15 protein-coding genes are annotated in these 18,213 nt (G+C 66.4%); 5 read left to right on the forward strand and 10 right to left on the reverse strand.

Features of this window, described 5'->3' with window-relative positions; translation table 11 throughout:
- Positions 1-2 precede the first annotated feature (2 nt).
- From MRB47_RS19305 to MRB47_RS19315, 3 genes are all read right to left on the reverse strand, one after another.
- Positions 3-1,466: a M20 family metallopeptidase gene (locus MRB47_RS19305; protein WP_015914685.1), complete on the reverse strand. Its 1,464-nt coding sequence runs from the start codon at positions 1,464-1,466 to the stop codon at positions 3-5.
- Positions 1,467-1,816: 350 nt separating this feature from the next.
- On the reverse strand, positions 1,817-3,004 hold the full coding sequence (locus tag MRB47_RS19310; RefSeq protein ID WP_252101511.1) for a sensor domain-containing diguanylate cyclase: 1,188 nt from the start codon (positions 3,002-3,004) through the stop codon (positions 1,817-1,819).
- An 80-nt stretch (positions 3,005-3,084) separates the two neighbouring features.
- Positions 3,085-5,109 carry a methyl-accepting chemotaxis protein gene (locus MRB47_RS19315; RefSeq protein ID WP_252101512.1) on the reverse strand — a complete coding sequence of 675 codons (2,025 nt, stop codon included), beginning with the start codon at positions 5,107-5,109 and terminating at the stop codon, positions 3,085-3,087.
- 458 nt (positions 5,110-5,567) lie between these two features.
- Here MRB47_RS19315 and MRB47_RS19320 point away from each other — a divergent pair, with 458 nt between their 5' ends.
- Positions 5,568-6,530 carry an IS110 family transposase gene (locus MRB47_RS19320; RefSeq protein WP_011804582.1) on the forward strand — a complete coding sequence of 321 codons (963 nt, stop codon included), beginning with the start codon at positions 5,568-5,570 and terminating at the stop codon, positions 6,528-6,530.
- A gap of 16 nt (positions 6,531-6,546) precedes the next feature.
- Here MRB47_RS19320 and metW read toward each other — a convergent pair whose 3' ends face one another.
- From metW to MRB47_RS19335, 3 genes are all read right to left on the reverse strand, one after another.
- Complete coding sequence (gene metW, locus MRB47_RS19325; RefSeq protein ID WP_011807201.1) at positions 6,547-7,131, reverse strand: methionine biosynthesis protein MetW; 585 nt, start codon at positions 7,129-7,131, stop codon at positions 6,547-6,549.
- Positions 7,128-8,267: a homoserine O-succinyltransferase MetX gene (locus MRB47_RS19330; RefSeq protein WP_252101513.1), complete on the reverse strand. Its 1,140-nt coding sequence runs from the start codon at positions 8,265-8,267 to the stop codon at positions 7,128-7,130. The genes metW and MRB47_RS19330 overlap by 4 nt, the downstream gene beginning before the upstream one ends.
- Before the next feature lie 136 nt (positions 8,268-8,403).
- Positions 8,404-8,982, reverse strand: a complete 579-nt coding sequence (locus MRB47_RS19335) for a TMEM165/GDT1 family protein (RefSeq protein ID WP_252101514.1) — start codon at positions 8,980-8,982, stop codon at positions 8,404-8,406.
- A gap of 477 nt (positions 8,983-9,459) precedes the next feature.
- Here MRB47_RS19335 and MRB47_RS19340 point away from each other — a divergent pair, with 477 nt between their 5' ends.
- From MRB47_RS19340 to MRB47_RS19350, 3 genes are all read left to right on the forward strand, one after another.
- Positions 9,460-9,825 carry an RNA recognition motif domain-containing protein gene (locus tag MRB47_RS19340; RefSeq protein ID WP_015914690.1) on the forward strand — a complete coding sequence of 122 codons (366 nt, stop codon included), beginning with the start codon at positions 9,460-9,462 and terminating at the stop codon, positions 9,823-9,825.
- A gap of 112 nt (positions 9,826-9,937) precedes the next feature.
- Positions 9,938-11,845, forward strand: a complete 1,908-nt coding sequence (locus MRB47_RS19345) for a hypothetical protein (protein WP_252100595.1) — start codon at positions 9,938-9,940, stop codon at positions 11,843-11,845.
- A gap of 745 nt (positions 11,846-12,590) precedes the next feature.
- A complete protein-coding gene (locus MRB47_RS19350; protein ID WP_252101515.1) occupies positions 12,591-13,061 on the forward strand; it encodes an RNA recognition motif domain-containing protein in 471 nt (156 codons plus the stop codon).
- A 73-nt stretch (positions 13,062-13,134) separates the two neighbouring features.
- On the opposite strand, the gene MRB47_RS19355 is transcribed toward MRB47_RS19350, so the two are convergent.
- Genes MRB47_RS19355 through MRB47_RS19370 form a run of 4 tightly spaced genes read right to left on the reverse strand, consistent with a single transcriptional unit; the run spans position 13,135 to position 16,149 of the window.
- On the reverse strand, positions 13,135-13,947 hold the full coding sequence (locus MRB47_RS19355; protein WP_252102655.1) for an SDR family oxidoreductase: 813 nt from the start codon (positions 13,945-13,947) through the stop codon (positions 13,135-13,137).
- 5 nt (positions 13,948-13,952) lie between these two features.
- Positions 13,953-14,573 (reverse strand): LPS export ABC transporter periplasmic protein LptC, encoded by a 621-nt coding sequence (lptC, locus tag MRB47_RS19360; RefSeq protein ID WP_088888014.1) that lies wholly within the window; start codon positions 14,571-14,573, stop codon positions 13,953-13,955.
- Positions 14,570-15,148 (reverse strand): KdsC family phosphatase, encoded by a 579-nt coding sequence (locus tag MRB47_RS19365; protein ID WP_196994728.1) that lies wholly within the window; start codon positions 15,146-15,148, stop codon positions 14,570-14,572. The genes lptC and MRB47_RS19365 overlap by 4 nt, the downstream gene beginning before the upstream one ends.
- On the reverse strand, positions 15,148-16,149 hold the full coding sequence (locus MRB47_RS19370; RefSeq protein WP_252101516.1) for an SIS domain-containing protein: 1,002 nt from the start codon (positions 16,147-16,149) through the stop codon (positions 15,148-15,150). Before MRB47_RS19370 ends, MRB47_RS19365 begins: the two co-directional genes overlap by 1 nt.
- A 48-nt stretch (positions 16,150-16,197) precedes the next feature.
- Here MRB47_RS19370 and MRB47_RS19375 point away from each other — a divergent pair, with 48 nt between their 5' ends.
- On the forward strand, positions 16,198-18,183 hold the full coding sequence (locus MRB47_RS19375) for a monovalent cation:proton antiporter family protein (RefSeq protein ID WP_252101517.1): 1,986 nt from the start codon (positions 16,198-16,200) through the stop codon (positions 18,181-18,183).
- Positions 18,184-18,213 lie beyond the last annotated feature (30 nt).

An 18,213-nucleotide genomic window follows, 5' to 3' on the forward strand; every position in this document is an offset into this window, starting at 1 on the left:
TTTCAGGCCGGCATGCTGGCGATCACCTGCGCCACGGCCGCGGTGAGCTTCTTGGCGTAGGGCACGTGCAGGAACTCGTTGGGGCCGTGGGCATTGCTCTTGGGGCCGAGCACGCCGCAGACCATCATCTGCGCCGTCGGGAAACCGCGGCTCAGCATGTTCATGAGCGGAATCGTGCCGCCCTGGCCGATGTAGCCGCAAGGCGCGCCGAAGTGCGCCTGGCTCGCGGCGTTGAGCGCCTGCTCGAACCACGGCGTGATGGCCGGGGCGTTCCAGCCGCTGGCCGCGCCATCGGGGGCGAAGGTGACCTTGGCCTGGTAGGGTGCGTTGTCCTCCAGCACGGCCTTCATCTCCTGCAGGCAGGCGGCGGCGTCCACCAGCGGCGGCAGACGCAACGACAGCTTGAAGGCCGTGTAGGGGCGCAGCACGTTGCCCGCATCCTTGAGGGCGGGGAAGCCCTCGGCGCCCGTCACGCTGAGCGTGGGCTCCCAGGTGCGCTTGAGCAGCGCCTGTACCGGGTCGGTGGTGGTGGGCAGGGCAAACACCGTGCTGCCACCGCAATCGGCATGCGCCCAGGGGAAACGCTTGTAGACCTCCTCGCCCAGGATGGCGGCGGTGGCCCGCGCCTGCGCCAGGCGGTCGGGTGGCACCTCGCAGTGGAAGTGCGCAGGCAACAGGCGGCCCGTGGCCGAGTCCTCCAGCCGGTCGAGCACCTGGCGCATGATGCGAAACGACGACGGCACCAGACCCGATGAGTCGCCCGAGTGCACCCCCTCGGTGAGGATCTGGACCTTGAGCGTGCCGCTGGCCATGCCGCGCAGGCTGGTGGTGAGCCACAGCTGGTCGTAGTTGCCCGCGCCCGAGTCCAGGCAGATTACCAGCGCCACGTCGCCCAAGCGGGTCTTCAGCGCGTCGATGTAAGGCAGCAGGTCGGCGGAGCCGCTCTCCTCGCAGGTCTCGATCAGGCCCACGATGCGCGGGTGCGGCACGTTCTGGCGCTTGAGCTCCTGCACCGCGGCCACGCTGGCGTAGACCGCGTAGCCGTCGTCGGCGCCGCCCCGGCCGTAGAGCTTGCCGTCCTCGTACTTGGGTGTCCACGGGCCCAGGTCGCTGCGCCAACCCTCGAATTCGGGCTGCTTGTCCAAGTGGCCATACATCAGCACGGTCTGCGTGGACCGCGGCTGGGTGGCCGCCACCTCGAAGAACAGCACCGGAGTGCGCCCCGGCAGGCGCACGATCTCCAACTGCAGGCCGGCCACCTTTTGCGCCTCGACCCACTGCGCGGCGTTGCGCAGCACAGTCTCCAGGTGGCCCTGTTCGCGCCAGTCGGGCGCAAAGCCCGGCGACTTGGCGGGAATGCGGATGTAGTCGGTGAGCTGCCGCAGGATGTCTTCGTCCCACACCCGCCCCACGCGTTCCAGCGCGAGTGCGGCATCCAGGGCGGCGGCGGGCAGGCGGTCGTTCATGGCGGAACCTCTGTCGGTGCGCAAAAGGCGCAGGATACGCCAACACCCGCCGCCCGGCGACGGCGATCTGCACGGCGCCCTATTAGGGCCTGTTCACACTATTTTTGCCAGTGCGAATGGCGTGAAAACCGCGCCAATCTAGGCGCGTGACGACGCCAAGGCCGGGGCCTTGGCTAGGAGGGCAACGACGCGTGGCGCGGTTTTCACTCCGTTCCCTCCGGGTTGCGATCAAAAAGGGCCATTCGCGGCGTTGCCAAGCCTCGCTGGGGTAGCACCCCAGCTTCGTTTGGCGCCTTGCGCCTGGCCCTTTTTGATCGCAACGCATCTGGCAAAAATAGTGTGAACAGGCCCTAGTCCACCGCCGGTACGGGCGCGGGGCGCGGTGCCGCCAGCGCCGTGGACTCCACCCGGTTGCGCCCGGCGAGCTTGGCTGCATACAGCGCCTCGTCGGCCCCCTGAACGAGCCTGTCCCAGCCATCCGCGGGCTGCAGGGGCCCGCCGCACACGCCGATGCTCACGGTCACCGGTATCTCCTTGCCGCCGCCCACACAGGGCAAGCGCTCCACGGCGCGGCGCAGCGTCTCGGCAAGCTCCAGGGCCCCGCCGAGCGGGGTGTGCGGCAACAGGACCATGAATTCTTCACCCCCGTAGCGACCCACCAGGTCCTGCGCCCGCAGGCGCGTGCGCAGCAGGTCCGCCACATGGCGCAGCACGCTGTCGCCCGCCAGGTGGCCATGGCTGTCGTTGACGAACTTGAAGTGATCGATGTCCACCAGCATCACCGCGTAAGGCTCGCGCAGGCGCACGGCGCGTGCCACATCGCGCTCCAGCGCCATGATGAGCGAACGGCGGTTGACCAGCCCCGTGAGCGCATCGTGCGCGGCGAAATAGCGGTTGTCGGCATCGGAGCGGTCCTTGCCCATGAGGATGAAGCCCAGCGAACTCAGGATCACCACCACGAAGGCCGCCATGAAGGTGATGGACTGCATGGCGTTGCCCTGCATCAGCCCCTCGGCCGGTATGTCGCGCGTGGCGGCGAGCATTCCGCGCACCCCCAGCAGCAGTACCTCCATCACCAGGCCCACGCTGAGCAGCGTCGCGCCGCGCAGGGACGCAGCCGGCCGCTCGCGCCACAGGGACCACAGCACCATGCCCAGCTGCAGCGGTGGCACCACGCCCGCCGTGACGATGCGTGCGCGGTAGTCGTCAATGAAGAACGCAAACAACAGCGCTGTCGCCGCGACCGGCACCGCCATGCGGCGCCACGGCAACGCCCGCCCCTGGAACTGGTGCACGGCGGCCAGCACCATGGCGAACGTGCCCGACAGCAGCGTGTTGGCCAGGACGATGCTGGCCCAGTCGGACACCAGGCCGCGCAGGGCGTACAGCACGTACGTGGAGGTGTGCATCATCAGCCCCAGCGCCCACAGGCTGATGCCCTCGCGGCGCCCCGGCCGCACCGCGCCCAGGGATGCCGCCATGGTGAGGGAAGCCGCCGCGGTCATCAGCAGCATGGTGGGCACATCGAGGAACGGCATGGAAACGGCAAGGGTGGGCGAGCCCCGGGCCAGGCGCGCAGCGCGCGAGGATAACCGCCCCGCCCCGGCGAGGCCCGCACTCAGGTAAGCGCGAGGGCCCCCACGCGCAGGTCGGCCACCTCAGCCATTGGCGCGGGTGCATGCGCAGGTGCCCCAATCAGGGACGCGTCGCCCAGGGCCGGCCCCAGTCTGAACACCTGCACGGCCGCGGCCAGGCGCGCCGCCTGCTCGCGCAGGCTGTGCGCGGCGGCGGCGGACTCCTCCACCAGCGCGGCGTTCTGCTGCGTCATCTGGTCCAGCTGGCCCACGGCCTGGTTGACCTGGCCAATGCCGCCGGCCTGCTCAGACGCTGCGGCCGTGATCTCGCCAATGATGTCGCCCACGCGCTGCACGCTGCCCACGATCTCGCCCATGGTGCTGCCGGCGTCCTGCACCAGGCGCGCGCCCGTCTCCACCTTCTCCACCGAGGCCTGGATGAGCTGCTTGATCTCGCGCGCCGCCTCGGCGCTGCGGCCCGCCAGACTGCGCACCTCGCCCGCCACCACGGCAAAGCCGCGGCCCTGTTCGCCGGCGCGTGCGGCCTCCACGGCGGCGTTCAGCGCCAGGATGTTGGTCTGGAAGGCAATGCCGTCGATCACGCCGATGATGTCGGCGATCTTGCGCGAGCTCTGGTTGATGTCGTCCATGGTGGTCACCACCTCGCCCACCACCTGACCGCCGCGGGCCGCCACCTGCGCGGCGGAGGCCGCGAGCTGGTTGGCCTGGTGGGCCGCATCGGCGGACTGGCGCACGGTGGCCGTGAGCTGGTCCATGCTCTGCGCCGTCTGCGCCAGGCTGCCGGCAGTGGCCTCCGTGCGTGCCGACAGGTCCTGGTTGCCGCTGGCGATCTCGGCGCTGGCTGTGTCGATGCTGTCCACAGCCGTGCGCACCTCTTGCAGCATCTGCACGTAGCGCAGGCGCATGCCTTCCACTTCCCGCACCAGCGTGCCGATCTCGTCGCGCCGCGTGGTCTCGAAGCTCTGCGTCAGGTCGCCCTGCGCGACGAGCGTGATGGCCTGCGTGAGCCCGGTCAGCGGCTGGCTAACGCCGCGGCGCAGCATCACGAACAGACCCACGCCCAGCAAGCCAACGGCCAATGCCATCAATCCCCACACGGCCCAGGTGACGTGGCGCTGGCCGGCCATGGCCTCGGCGTCCGGCACCTCGGCAACCACCCACCATCCGCCCTGTGTCTTGCGCAGCAGCGCCCAAGGGTCCTGCGCGCCGGGCGAATACACCGCCGCCGCGTCGCGCACGAAGCCCTCTGGCGCAGCCACCAACGCCTCGAAGAACGCCCGTGACTGGGGGAAGGCCTCCAGCACCCGCTGGCCCCGCGCCGTGGGGTGGTACACGAAGCCGGCCTGCTCCAGCCCGGCGCCGGGGTTGATCACGTACACGCCGCCGTGCTCGAAAAAGCGCGTCTGCTCCACCTGCTTTTGCAGCATGGCGTGGAAGATGCTGACGTCATTGCCGATGAACAGCAGCGCCACCACCTTGCCTGCCGTGTCCTTGACCGGCAGGTAGTGGCCCATGTAGGGCTTGCCTGCGACCACGGTGATGCCGGTGTAGGGCTCGCCCTTGGCGACTGCCGCGTAGGCAGGATCGGCACGGTCCAGCGGCGTGCCCTGCTGGCGCTGGCCTTGCGCATCTTTCACCGAGGTGGTGATGCGCACGAAGTCGTCGCCCTTGCGCGCAAACACCGTGGCCACGCCGCCGGTCTCGTTGGCAAACTTGTCCACCGCACTGTAGTCCTCGTTGACCAGCGCGCCGAAGCTGCGCAGCTCCCCCGCGCCCTCGTCGAGCTGCATGGTGGCCTCGAAGTAGCGGCGAAAGCCGCGCATGGTGGCCTGGACCAGCTCACGGTTGGTGTTGTCCGCCGCATCCAGCGAATGGGCGACGGCCTGGGTGGTGCCGCCAATGCTCTGCACCAACTGCGCCCGCGTGCTGCGTTCGGTCAGAACCGCCAGGGCCAGCCCCACGCCCACCAGCACCAGGGCCACAAGCCCCAGGGCGGTCAGCGTGACCCGGCGGGCAACGGAATGGTGGGCAAGCGAAACGGCGGCCATGCATGTCTCCAGAAAAAGGGTGCGCCGGGTCGTCCCGGTCTGTCTGGAAATCTACGGCAGGCCTGCCGTTACATCTATTCACAATATCCCTTACGCGGTCTCACGTACCACGCATCCCGCCCAGAGGCCCGGCATCGGAAACCGAGGAATTTAGCCTCTAGCGCTTGCCCATCAAGCGCTGATAGCTACATTTTCAATAGCAACAAACCCCACCAGCGAGAAATGTCCCCTGCGCGCCGGGCTGGACGGTGCGCTTGTATCTTTAAACCAGACCAGCGCGGTAGAGTCTGAACGCCGTTGAGGCGGCCAGACCGGCCCGTGCAGTTTGGTAGGCGCTGGGGTGATAGAGCCCGTGACTGAGTACAGAACGCATGGCCGCCGCGCTGGTCTTCGTGAAGCCCGAACGGTTACGCGCGCCTTGATTGAGCGCGCATGCACAAGCAAGGGATCTGAAGATCATGTCTGTTACCTCAGTGACGGTGGGCATCGACGTGGCCAAGGCGCACGTGGATGTCTGTGTGCTGGGTGCCAAGAGCAGCGCCCAGCGGTTTGACAACGATGCCGAAGGCCACTCGGCGCTGGCGGCTGCCCTGCAGCCCCTGGACGTGGGTCTGGTGGTGATGGAGGCCACCGGCGGCTACGAGGCCGCGTTAGCGTGTGCCCTGCAGGCCACAGGCCTGCCCGTGGCGGTCATCAACCCGCGCCAGGCGCGCGACTTCGCCAAATCCATGGGACGCCTGGCCAAGACCGACGCGGTGGATGCGCGCACGCTGGCCGAGCTGGCAGCGGTGCTGCTGCGCCGCGACGATCTGCAGCGCTTCTTGCGCCCCCTGGCCGATGAGCGCCAGCAGTGGCTCGCGGCCCTGGTCACGCGCAGGCGCCAGTTGCTGACCATGCTCCATTCGGAGCGCCAACGGCTGCAGATCACGCCCAAGAAGCTGCACGCCAGCATCGAGGCCATCGAGGCGGCGATCAAGGCGCAGCTCGATGAGATCGAAGAGCAGATGGTCACGCATGTGCGCGAGCACTTTGGGGAGCTCGACACGCTGCTGCAGTCGGCTGCGGGAGTCGGCCCGGTGGCCAGTGCCACGATGATTGCCGAGCTGCCAGAGCTGGGCCGGCTGAACCGGCGCGAGATCGCTGCATTGGTGGGCGTGGCGCCCATGGCCAATGACTCCGGCGGCAGCAAGGGCAGGCGGCGCGTACAAGGCGGGCGCTTCGAGATCCGCCGCGTGCTGTACATGGCAACGCTCACGGCCACCCGCTACAACCCGGCCATCAAGGCCTTCTACGAGCGTCTGAAGGCCGCTGGCAAGTTGCCCAAGGTCGCCCTGGTCGCTTGCATGCGCAAGTTGCTCACCACGCTCAACGCCATGGTGCGCACTGGAAAACCTTGGGACAAGTCGCTTCATTGCGCTTGACTTCGAAGACGGTTACTCAGTCGTGCTCGAAACGGAACACTGCCGTACCCGCACGCGCATTGGGCAGCCAGCGCACCTCGCGCCCGTCCTGCAGGCCGAAGGCGTCCAGGATGCGCAGCTTGTTCTTGTGCGCCAGCACCTCGAAGTCCTTGAACGTGCCCACGCGGATATTGGGCGTGTCGTACCACTGGTAGGGCAGGCGCCGGGTGACGGGCATGCGCCCGCGCAGCACCGACACGCGGTTGGGCCAATGCGCGAAATTGGGGAAGGCGACGATGCCGCTCTTGCCCACGCGCGCAGTCTCGCGCAGCATCACCTCGGCATTGCGCAGGTGCTGCAGCGTATCGATCTGCAGCACCACGTCGAAGCTGTTATCGCCGAACATCGCCAGCCCCTCGTCGAGGTTGAGCTGGATCACGTTCACGCCGCGGCGCACGCAGGCGAGCACGTTGGCGTCGGCGATCTCGATGCCGTAGCCGCTGCAGCCGCGTTCGCGCTGCAGGTAGTCCAGCATCGCGCCATCACCGCACCCCAGGTCGAGCACGCGCGCGCCTTCGGGCACCAGGCGCGCAATGGCTTGCATGGTGGCGTGGTCGCTCATGGTTGTCCTCCCTGCAGCCCCTTGGCAACACTATCGAAATAAGAGCGCACCACGCTCATGTAGCGCGGGTCATCAAGCAAGAACGCATCATGCCCGTGCGGGGCGTCGATCTCGGCGTAGCTCACGTCGCGGCGGTTCTCCAGCAGCGCGTGCACGATCTCGCGGCTGCGCTGGGGCGAGAAGCGCCAGTCGGTGGTGAAACTCACCAGCAGGAACTTGGCACGCGCCACGGCCAGCGCCTGCGCCAGATTGCCGCCATGCTGGCGCGCGGGGTCGAAGTAGTCGAGCGCGCGCGTGATGAGCAGGTAGGTGTTGGCGTCGAAATAGTCGCTGAACTTGTCGCCCTGGTAGCGCAGGTAGCTCTCGATCTGGAACTCGATGTCCTGCGTGCTGTATTTCAGGTCCATGCCCTCGCGCAACTGGCGCCCGAACTTCTCGTTCATCACGTCGTCGCTCAGGTAGGTGATGTGGCCGATCATGCGCGCGATGCGCAGCCCGCGCTTGGGGATCACGCCGTGGCGGTAGAAGTGCCCGCCGTGAAAGTCCGGGTCAGTGACGATGGCCCGGCGCGCCACTTCGTTGAAGGCGATGTTCTCGGCCGTGAGGTTGGGGGCGCTGGCCACGACCACGGCGTGGCGCATGCGTTCGGGGTACTGCAGCGTCCAGGAAAGCGCTTGCATGCCGCCCAGGCTGCCGCCCATTACTGCCGCCAGTTGCGCGATGCCCAGGCGGTCCAGCAGGCGCGCCTGCGCATCGACCCAGTCCTCCACCGTGACGACGGGGAAGTCCGCACCGTAGACCTCGCCCGTGTCCGGGTGGCGGTGCATGGGCCCCGTGGACCCGAAGCACGAGCCCAGGTTGTTGACGCCGATGACGAAGAACTGGTTGGTATCGACAGACTTGCCCGGCCCAATCATGTTGTCCCACCAGCCCTCGCTCCTGGGCTGGCCTGCGTAGCTGCCTGCGACGTGGTGTGAGGCATTGAGCGCATGGCATACCAGTACGGCGTTGGAGCGGTCGGCGTTGAGCGTGCCGTAGGTCTCGTAGGCCAAGGTGTAGTCGCGGATCGAGGCCCCCGACTGCAGCGGCAGGGGCTCGGCGAAGTGCATGGTTTGCGGTGTGGCGATGAACGACATGAAAAAACCCGGCTTCGCTAAACAACGAGGCCGGGTCCGGGTGCGTGCTGGGGTGGCAGGCGTGTCGATCGGTCACGTCTTTAGCTGGATTTGTAAAGCGCCCGCAAGCGGTGCAAATCGGCGCGTCTGCGGGCCATTATGCCAAAGGCGTCGCATCTCCCGCAAACAGCGCCAGCAGGCCCAAGACCAGGAAGATCAACGCAGACACCAAGTGCACCACGCGGATCGGCACCTTCTTCACCAGCCGATCCCCCAGCCAGACCACGGGCGCATTGGCCAGCATCATGCCCAGCGTAGTACCCGCCACGACCCAGAGGTAGGCGCTGTACTGCGCAGCCAACATGACGGTGGCGACCTGCGTCTTGTCGCCCATCTCGGCCAGGAAGAACGCCACCAGCGTCGTGCCGAACACGCCGAAGCGCGGCGCCGCACCGTCACCGTCGTCGTCCAGCTTGTCGGGAATCAGCATCCACACCGCCATCGCAATGAAGGAAAGACCCAGCACCCAGCGCAGCACCTGCGGCCCCAGCACGGTGGTCACCCACGACCCCACCGCGCCTGCCAGCGCGTGGTTGGCCAGCGTGGCCACGAAAATGCCCAGCACGATGGGCCAGGGCTTGCGAAAGCGTGCGGCGAGCACCAGCGACAGCAGCTGGGTCTTGTCACCCATCTCGGCAAGGGTGACGATGGCGGTGGAGACGAGGAAGGCTTCCATGGGGCGGTCGTAATAGGATTCCGGCCGGAAGTACATCGGACAGCATTGACCACGCTCCGACTCCGGCCTGATGGATCGGTACGCGGTCAATGGTCTCGCCCGACCCGCTGTGGCAGCGGGTCCCATGCACCATGGCGCCCAAGGGCCCCAAGTCTGTTGATGCATGCATCCTCTCGCGTCGCAGTCGCAGCGGACTCGCGCGGGGCAGGCTACTCCCCAAAGACAGCGGAGGATTGTATCCGGTCGAAGAAGGCACCTTTTTGCCCAGCTAGACACAGTAGTTACCCTGGAAAGTGTTGCAGGCGCGCAATTACGACATCTTTGGGGTTATGGCAATGCTTGATAATGGCCGTGCAGTTCTGCCATGCGGAAGTGCACGCTGCGGTGTCTGGTCAGTTTCGCGTCTTTGAAGTCGTCACAGGTTTGTTGATTGCGTCGGGCTCCATCGCATTTCATGTTTTTTCTAGGAGTCCGATCATGGGCAACAAACTCTACGTGGGCAACCTGCCCTATACCTTCCGCGACCAGGATCTGGAGCAGACCTTCAGCCAATTCGGCGCCGTGCAAAGCGCCAAGGTCATGATGGAGCGCGACACCGGCCGCTCCAAGGGTTTCGGCTTTGTCGAAATGGGCAGCGACGCTGAAGCCCAGGCCGCCATCCAGGGCGCGCATGGCCAGAACTACGGCGGCCGCGACCTCGTGGTCAACGAAGCCCGTCCGATGGAACCCCGCCCGCCCCGCAGCGGCGGCGGCTTTGGTGGCGGTGGTGGCTACGGCGGTGGCCGCAGCGGCGGTGGCGGTGGTTATGGCGGCGGCTACGGTGGCGGCCGCTCCAGCTATTGATATTCCGCTGAGTCAAAAAAGGAGCCTTAGGGCCTAGCCGTTCTGTTAAAGTGTTGCTAAGAAAGCTGTAATGGCTCAAAATTCCGCCCTAGTCAACGACTAGGGCGTTTCTTTGTCCAAGGAAAAATCTCATCCAACTTCAGTAAAGCCGACTAAGTGGCCGCCTAGATTTCCGCCGGCCGCGGCGGGTATTCAAGTCAATCACTGCAAGAACCCCAAGTGCGGTAACTTCGGCGTACCGCCCAAGCTTGCGGTTGCCCGAGGCGGGGCCGGTACTCCAGCTTCTTCCGTTGGCCCAGGCGACTACACCGTGGTCGCTACCGGTAAGGACCAGCCGGCACTGAAGTGCCGCCTGTGCGAGGAAATCACCCCTATGCAGAGCAACTTGGCGATTGCCGAGGAGCTTATGCGCATGTCGGAGTACCTTGAACCAGTACTCCCGCAGTGTCCGAACGAGGCCTGCTCTCTATCGGAGGGGGCGCCATCCCTTGAGAATGTGACTCGCTTCGGCACCAACGCCCACGGAACTCCCCGGTTCAAGTGTGTCGGCTGCAAGAAGGCGTTCTCCTTCGGCGGCCGGTCAACCAAGCGCCAACGTCGCAGTCACTCCAATCGCGATATCTTGGTGCATCTGATGAACGCCATGCCGCTGCGGCGCATCATCAAGGTCCTCGATATCTCCCCCAGCCAGCTATACGACCGCATCGACTTCCTCTATGAGCAGGCCCAGATGTTCGCCGGCGAGCGTGAGCGAACCCTCATGGGACGCGACGACCTAGGCTCAAGATATCTGTCGGTTGACCGGCAAAAGCTGGTGGTGAACTGGCACTCTAAGAAGGTGCGAAAGAACACACTTTTGCTGTCCATTGCAACGGCCGACCAGGCTACGGGCTATGTGTTCGGGGTCAACGTCAACTTTGACCCTGCGCTGGACTCTGCTGACGTAGAGAAGGACATGGTTCGCTTTGGCGACCATGCACTTGCCAGAGCGTTTCGCCGCTACGCGAGAGTCTGGCTACCGGCTGATTGGAATGCTGCGGCTGAGAGGGCGGCGCCTCGCGGAGGTACCTCCCGAAAGCCTATGGAATCGGTCATCGAAGAGACGTACGACGCAGCCTTAGGTCGCCCCGATATAGAAGATGGTGAAGGCCCCGCGAACTCATCCCGTGCCCCCGTAAAGGGCATGCTGCTGCATGAGCAAGTGGTGATGTACGCCCACATCCAGCTTGTCACTCGACTGCTCTGCCGTGCCAAGAAGATTCGCTTCTTCACAGACCAGGAGTCGGGCATACGTGCGGCCATTCTGACGGCCGTGCCGAAAAGGGTTCTGGACCGGACGGCTGACGCTTTCTATGTCAAGGTGCTCAAAGATATGTCAGTGGACATGAAGCGCGCGCTGGTTGGTGCAACCAAGCGGCGTCTGGCGCGCTTAGCGGAGAAATACGGGGTAACCCCTGAGGCTGCAGAACTTCTGGCTGCCGAGGAAGAACTGGCGCGCATGGTTGCCATCGGCAAGTGGGGGGACCGCTGGTTCCGCCATCCCATATCGGAGATGCGTGAGCCTGAGAAATCCGTTTGCTGGCTGACCGATATCGACCCGGTCGAAACCGAACCGGACAAGCGTCGGCTCCAGCTTAGCCACCAGGCGCTACTGCACCTGAAAGCCACCCTTACCGCTGTCGACCGCTTCTTTATGCAGGTCCGGCGAGGCCTCACGCTGGCAGAACGCGCGGTGGCCAGCGCCAACACCGACCGACGTCTCTGGTTCGGGAAGAGCGCCTACAACCCCGAAGTCCTGGTGAAGGTGCTCGGCATCTTCCGGACGTACTTCAACTACTGCGAGGTTGGCCGGGACGGGAAAACGCCGGCAATGCGGCTGGGGCTGGCGCGCGGACCCATAGCGCCCGAAGACATCATCTATTTCACTCCCGAACCGCCCGAAAGACGCCGCGCGCCTGCCGCTCGGTCGCTCAAGCCCTCCGGCCCCGTGGCTCACGCAAGCGAGTCACTTGCCGCGTAGGACCCGTAGTTCGAGGTGAGCTTGGTCCGCAGTCAGGGAGCTCACTCGCACTTGGTAGACAGAGAGGGGGGCTCCCGATTCAGGCCCCGAGGACTCTTCCCATTCGGCTACACCCCCTTCACCCTCGCCGCTCACCGAGGAAAGGTACGGGCTCCGCCCTGTGCAGGCCAGCACTACTGCCGGGGCTAGGGTCATCCGCGGCAGAATACCGGTTGGTTTGACCCAATTTGTTACTTCAGCGCCTCTGATAAGGACACGACAAGGCTGGCTGCCATTGTCTCGCCAAGCCTCAACGCTCAGAGAGACAGTCCGATTGCCGTATGCCACGGGAGTGCTGCCCCTGAAGTCCGGAGCGGGCTCGTCGTTGCAGGCAGTGAGGAAGCTGGCGGCACACACGAGCGCGACGCCTAGGGAAAGGGGCTTGAAATTCAGCATGTCCCTTATAGCGACCAAAGAAACGAAGCCCCTCGTGCCGAAGCAGAGGGGCTTGAATCAAGGGCTTAGCAACACCTTAACGGAACGGCTAGGCCTTAGGGCTCCTTTTTTTTGCGTCAGATTGACGACACGTGCGTTGAAAACCCCTTGCATCTTTACAAAGGTTCTGGCGCATAATGTTTTGACGAGGGTATTGCCTCGTAGAGGTTGCGGTGATCCGTCAGTTTTCGCGCATAGGGCGTCATTGTGATTAACTGGCTGCGGGTTCGGGACTCCGTCGCTCATTCCATTGTTTTTGAGGAGTCCCTTAATGGGCAACAAACTGTACGTCGGCAATCTGCCGTACTCGGTGCGTGACCAAGATCTGGAGCAAGCCTTCAGCCAGTTCGGTGCGGTGACCAGCGCCAAGGTCATGATGGAGCGCGACACCGGCCGCTCCAAAGGCTTTGGCTTCGTGGAAATGGGCAGCGATGCCGAGGCCCAAGAGGCCATCAATGGCATGAACGGCCAGTCCCTCGGCGGCCGCAGCATTGTCGTGAATGAAGCCCGTCCCATGGAAGCGCGCCCCCCCCGCAGCGGTGGCGGCGGCTTTGGTGGGGGTGGCGGCTACGGCGGCGGCCGCAGTGGCGGTGGTGGCGGCTACGGCGGCGGTGGTGGCGGCTACGGCGGCGGTGGTGGTGGCCGCAGCGAAGGCGGCTTTCGCAGCCCCTACGGCTCCGGTCCACGTGGCGGCGGCGGTGGCCGTGGCGGCTACGGCGGTGGCGGCAACAACGGATATTGATTTTGGCAGGCGCGGGTAAAAGTGCGCTCCACCATCACAAGGCTCCCTCGGGAGCCTTTTGTCCTTCCAGGCCTCAGGGATTGGAAGATCGGCCCTGGCCCGCGCGATGCTTGCGTGGCCGTCCCGCCAGCAGCCGGTCGAACCACGCATCCGGCAATATGCGCAGCAGTTTGGCCACTACGCCCATCTGCCAGGGAATCACCCGGTACGTCGCCCCCGCCTCAATGGCACGGAACGCGCGGTCCGCAAAAGCCTGCGGCGGCAACAGGAAGGGCATGGCATACCGGTTCTCCCGCGTCAGCGGCGTATCCACATAGCCCGGGCAGATCGTCACCACCTGCACGCCGGTGCCGCGCAACTCCCCCCGCAGGCTCTCGCAGTAGCTGATCACCGCCGCCTTGCTCGCGCAATAAGCTCCATGGCCAGGCAGGCCCCGGACACCCGCCACGCTGCCGATTCCCACCAGCCGCCCGCTGCCGCGGCGGACCATCGCATCGATGAACGGATGAAAGGTGGCCGCCATGCCCAGGTTGTTGGTCGCAAAGGTCTGCGCCATGACATCGAGGTCGCCGCGCTGCGCCGTGTCCACCCCGACGCTGATTCCCGCGTTGGCCACCACCACATCGGGCAGCCCTTGACGCTCCAGGCAAGCGTGGCACGCCGCGATGACGCTGTCAGGCTGTGCTACATCTGCGCTATATGTTTCATAGCTGTTCGCGCTTATCCCTACTGCCCTAGCCCAAGATTCGATCATATCGACGCGCCGCGCCACAAGGGCCAACCGCCACCCTGCCCGGTGGTAGCGCTCGGCCAGCGCCTGGCCGATGCCGCTGGAGGCTCCAGTGATCAACACCAGTGGGCGGTCTTGCGAAGCCGAACGCGCCATCTCGGTCAACGGCGCACGGGTGCCGGCATCAGCGTGCCGCGCACGCGGCCGCGCAGTTGCATGACCTGCTCCAGGTTGTCGTAATCCATGCTGTCGGCGGTGAACGTGTCGGCGCCGCGCTTGAGTGTCACGGGCTGGTCGGAGCGCACGCGCTCTTCATTCACCCATGCATGCAGGAACTCCCCCTGGAACTCCAGCCGCGGCACCGGAGCGCGGCCTTCGGGGGCAGACGCCTCGCGCGTAACGATGGCATTGCCGTAGAGCTGAACCTCGCTGCCGTCCCCGTTGGACAGGGCACGATTCGCACGGGCGGTGACGACGCGCCCCTCCTCGTTCACCGAGCGCATGCGCGCCTGGTCGATCTCCAGCGTGTCGTTGTCCGCGTAGTGGCGCGCCAGGGTGCCGCGGATCTCGCTCTGCAGTCGGCCCGTGGCATCAAAGCTTTTGACCGCGAAGTCGCGCATGTAGTAGTCGGGCTCGTGGCTCACGGGGCGCTCCTGCGCCGGCTGCTGCGGCCGCGGCGCGTTGCGCACCAGCCACCAGGAGCCCAGCGCCAGCAGCCCCATGAGCAGCACGGGCAGGTAGAGCGAAAGGCGTTCCCACGCCAGGTGTAGGCGTGAGGTCATGCGGCATGCGCGGCCAACAGACCGGCGTAACGGCCACTGGCGACCAGCAGCAGGTCGCAGAACTCCCGCGCCGCACCCGCACCACCCGGCGCGGCGGTGACATGGTGGGCGACGGCGCGGGCCTCGATGTGGGCCTGTGCGGGCGCGCAGGCGAAGGCCACACGGCGCATCACCGGCAGGTCGGGCCAGTCGTCTCCGATGGCGGCGGCCTGCGGCCACGACAGGCCCAGCTCGGCCAGGATGGACTCAGCCGCCGGGCGCTTGTCCTCGGTGCCGAAACGCGCATGCATCACCCCCAGCGCCTTCAGGCGCAGCCGCAGCGCCGGTGAATCACGCCCCGTGACCACCGCGGGCGTGATGCCCGCCTGCTGCAGCAGCTTGATGCCGTGTCCGTCAAGCGTATGAAAACGCTTGAGGGTCTCGCCCACTTCAGAGAAATACAGGCCGCCGTCGGTCAACACACCATCCACGTCGAAGAAGGCGACGCGCACCGGCTGCGCCAGCAGCAGGAGTTGCGGATCGAACTGCAGGGCCGGTTGCAGGGGGGGCAGCGGCGTGGCGTTGGACGGGGACATCAGATCACCTTGGCTCGCATCAGGTCGCCGATGTGCACCACGCCCACCAGCACGCCGTCGTCGTCCGTGACCAGCACGCTGGTGATCGAGTGATGCTCCATGGCCTGCGCCGCATCGGCCGCCAGGGCATCGGCTGCAATGGTGCGCGGGCTGGCATGCATGACGTCCTGGGCGCGCGTCTCGCGCAGGTCCACGCCGGCCTCGATGCGCCGGCGCAGGTCGCCGTCCGTGAAGATACCCACGGGCCGGCCCGCATCGTCTACCACCGCGGTGGCGCCCACGCCCTTGGCGCTCATCTCGCGCATCAGGGTGCTGAAATTGGCATCGGGCGGTACGTGCGGCACGTCGGCGCCCGCGCGCATGACGTCGCGCACATGGGTCAGCATCTTGCGGCCCAGCGCACCGCCGGGGTGCGACCGCGCGAAATCCTCGGGGCGAAAGCCGCGCGCGTCGAGCAGCGCCACCGCCAGCGCGTCGCCCATGGCCAGCTGCGCCGTGGTGCTGGTGGTAGGCGCCAGGTTCAGCGGGCAGGCCTCGCGCTGCACGCTGCAGTCCAGCACCAGGTCCGCGTGGCGCGCCAGGGTGGACTGCAGCCCGCCCGTCATCGCGATCAGCGGGACGCCCAGGCGCTTGAGCACCGGTAGCAGCACGGTGATCTCGCTGCTTTCGCCGCTGTTGGAGAGCGCCAGCACCAAGTCGCCGTTGGTCACCATGCCCAGGTCGCCATGGCTGGCCTCGGCAGGGTGCACGAAGAACGCGGGCGTGCCGGTGGAGGCCAAGGTGGCGGCGATCTTGCGCCCCACGTGGCCGCTCTTGCCCATGCCCATGACCACCACGCGGCCCGTGGTTGCCAACACGCGCTGCACCACCTGCACGAAGCCGCCGCCCAGGCGTTCGCCCATGGCATGCAGCGCCTCGGCCTCCGTGCGGACGGTCTCGCGTCCCAGGCGCAGGGCCTGTTCGGCATTGAAAGACGAGGAAGCGGCAGGAGCGACAGGCATGGATGAATTCTATCGGTCGGCCCACCTGCGGCTCGGCTACGATGAAACATGTCCTCTCTCGCCCTGACCCTGCTTTACCTGCTGGCCGCCGTGCTGGGCGTGGTGGCATGCCGCAGCCTGCGGTTGCCGCCGATGATGGGCTATCTGGCGGCGGGCATCCTCATCGGCCCGCATGCCCTGGCCTTGACGCAGAACTCCGAAGGCGTGCGCCACCTGGGCGAATTCGGAGTGGTGTTCCTCATGTTCACCATCGGCCTGGAATTCAACCTGCCCAAGCTGCGTGCCATGCGCCGCCACGTGTTCGGCCTGGGCCTGCTGCAGGTGCTGGCGTGCATGGCGGCCTTCTCCGCATGGTTGCTGCTGCTGGCGCGGCTGACCGGCGGCGTGTGGGACATGGGCTGGCAGACCGCACTGGCGCTGGGCGGAACGCTGGCAATGAGCAGTACAGCGATCGTCGTGAAGCTGATGTCCGAGCGCGGCGAGCTGGAGAGCGAGCATGGGCGCAGGGTGTTGGGTATTTTGCTGTTCCAGGATTTGGCCGTGGTTCCCATGCTGGTGCTGGTGCCTGCGCTGGGGTCCGAGCCCGAGCAACTGCTGACGGCGCTGGCGGTCGCCCTGCTGAAGGCCACAGTACTCGTGGCGGTACTGCTGGTTGGCGGCCAGCGCGTGATGCGCTGGTGGCTCACGCAGGTGGCGCGGCGCAAGAGCGACGAACTGTTCATGCTCAACCTGCTGCTGGTCACGCTGGGGCTGGCCTGGCTGACCGAACTGGCAGGCCTCTCGCTGGCCCTGGGCGCCTTCATCGCCGGCGTGCTGGTGTCCGAGACCGAATACCGGCACCAGGTGGGTACCGACATCCGCCCCTTCCACGACGTGCTGCTGGGGTTGTTCTTCATCACGGTGGGCATGATGCTCGACTGGCACGTGCTGGTGGAGCGTTGGTCGCTGGTGCTCGTGTTGCTGGCCGCGCCGCTGCTGATCAAGACGGCCATCATCGTCGCGCTGGCCCGCGGGTTGGGGACGACAACGGGCGTATCGCTGCGCACCGCGCTGTACGTGGCGCAGGCAGGGGAGTTCAGCTTCGTGCTGCTGTCGCTCATGCAGGTCCACGGCCTGCTGCAGCCCGCACTGATGAACCCGGTGCTGGCGGCCATGGTGCTGTCCATGCTGGCTACGCCATTCCTCATCCAGTACAGCAACCGCATCGTCATGAAGCTGGTGGCCAGCGACTGGCTGCAGCAGTCGCTGCAGGTGACCACCATCGCGCGCCAGGCCATCAACACCAGCGGGCACGTGCTGATCTGCGGCTACGGCCGCTCGGGGCAGAATCTGGCACGCATGCTGGAGCGCGAAGGCATCGCCTACATGGCGCTGGACCTGGACCCCGACCGCGTGCGGCAGGCCGCCGCCGCGGGCAACTCGGTCGTGTTCGGCGACGCCACGCGCCTGCAGGCGCTCAAGGCAGCGGGCCTGGCGCGTGCGGCCGCCCTGGTCGTCACCTACCTGGACACTCCCGCCGCGCTCAAGGTGATTCACCATGCGCGCACCCACGCGCCACAGCTCCCCGTGGTCGTGCGCACCCAGGACGACTCTCAACTGGAGAAATTGCAGGAGGCCGGCGCCACCGAGGTGGTGCCCGAGGCCATCGAGGGCTCGCTGATGCTGGCCAGCCACGCACTGGCGTTGGTGGGCGTGCCCATGCGCCGCGTGCTGCGCCTGGTGCAAGACCAGCGCGATGCACGTTACGGCCTGCTGCGCGGCTACTTCCACGGGGCGGACGACGACACGCCGTCCGAACGCGACCAGGAGCGGCTGTACTCCCTGTCCCTGCCCGCGGGCGCCGCCGTGGTGGGGAAGCCGCTGGCCGACCTGCCCCTGCATGCCATCGGCGTGCGTCTGGTCAACGTGCGTCGCGCCAGCGGCGCCATGTCCCCGCCCGACGACCGCACGCCCCTGGCCGAAGGCGACACGCTGGTGCTGTCCGGCCATCCCACCGCCCTGGGCCTGGCAGAGGAGAAGCTGCTGCGCGGCTGATTACACTGTGCGCCCTGGCGGTGCCCGGCA

Source organism: Diaphorobacter sp. LI3 (assembly GCF_022807955.1).
Classification (GTDB): domain Bacteria; phylum Pseudomonadota; class Gammaproteobacteria; order Burkholderiales; family Burkholderiaceae_C; genus Diaphorobacter; species Diaphorobacter nitroreducens.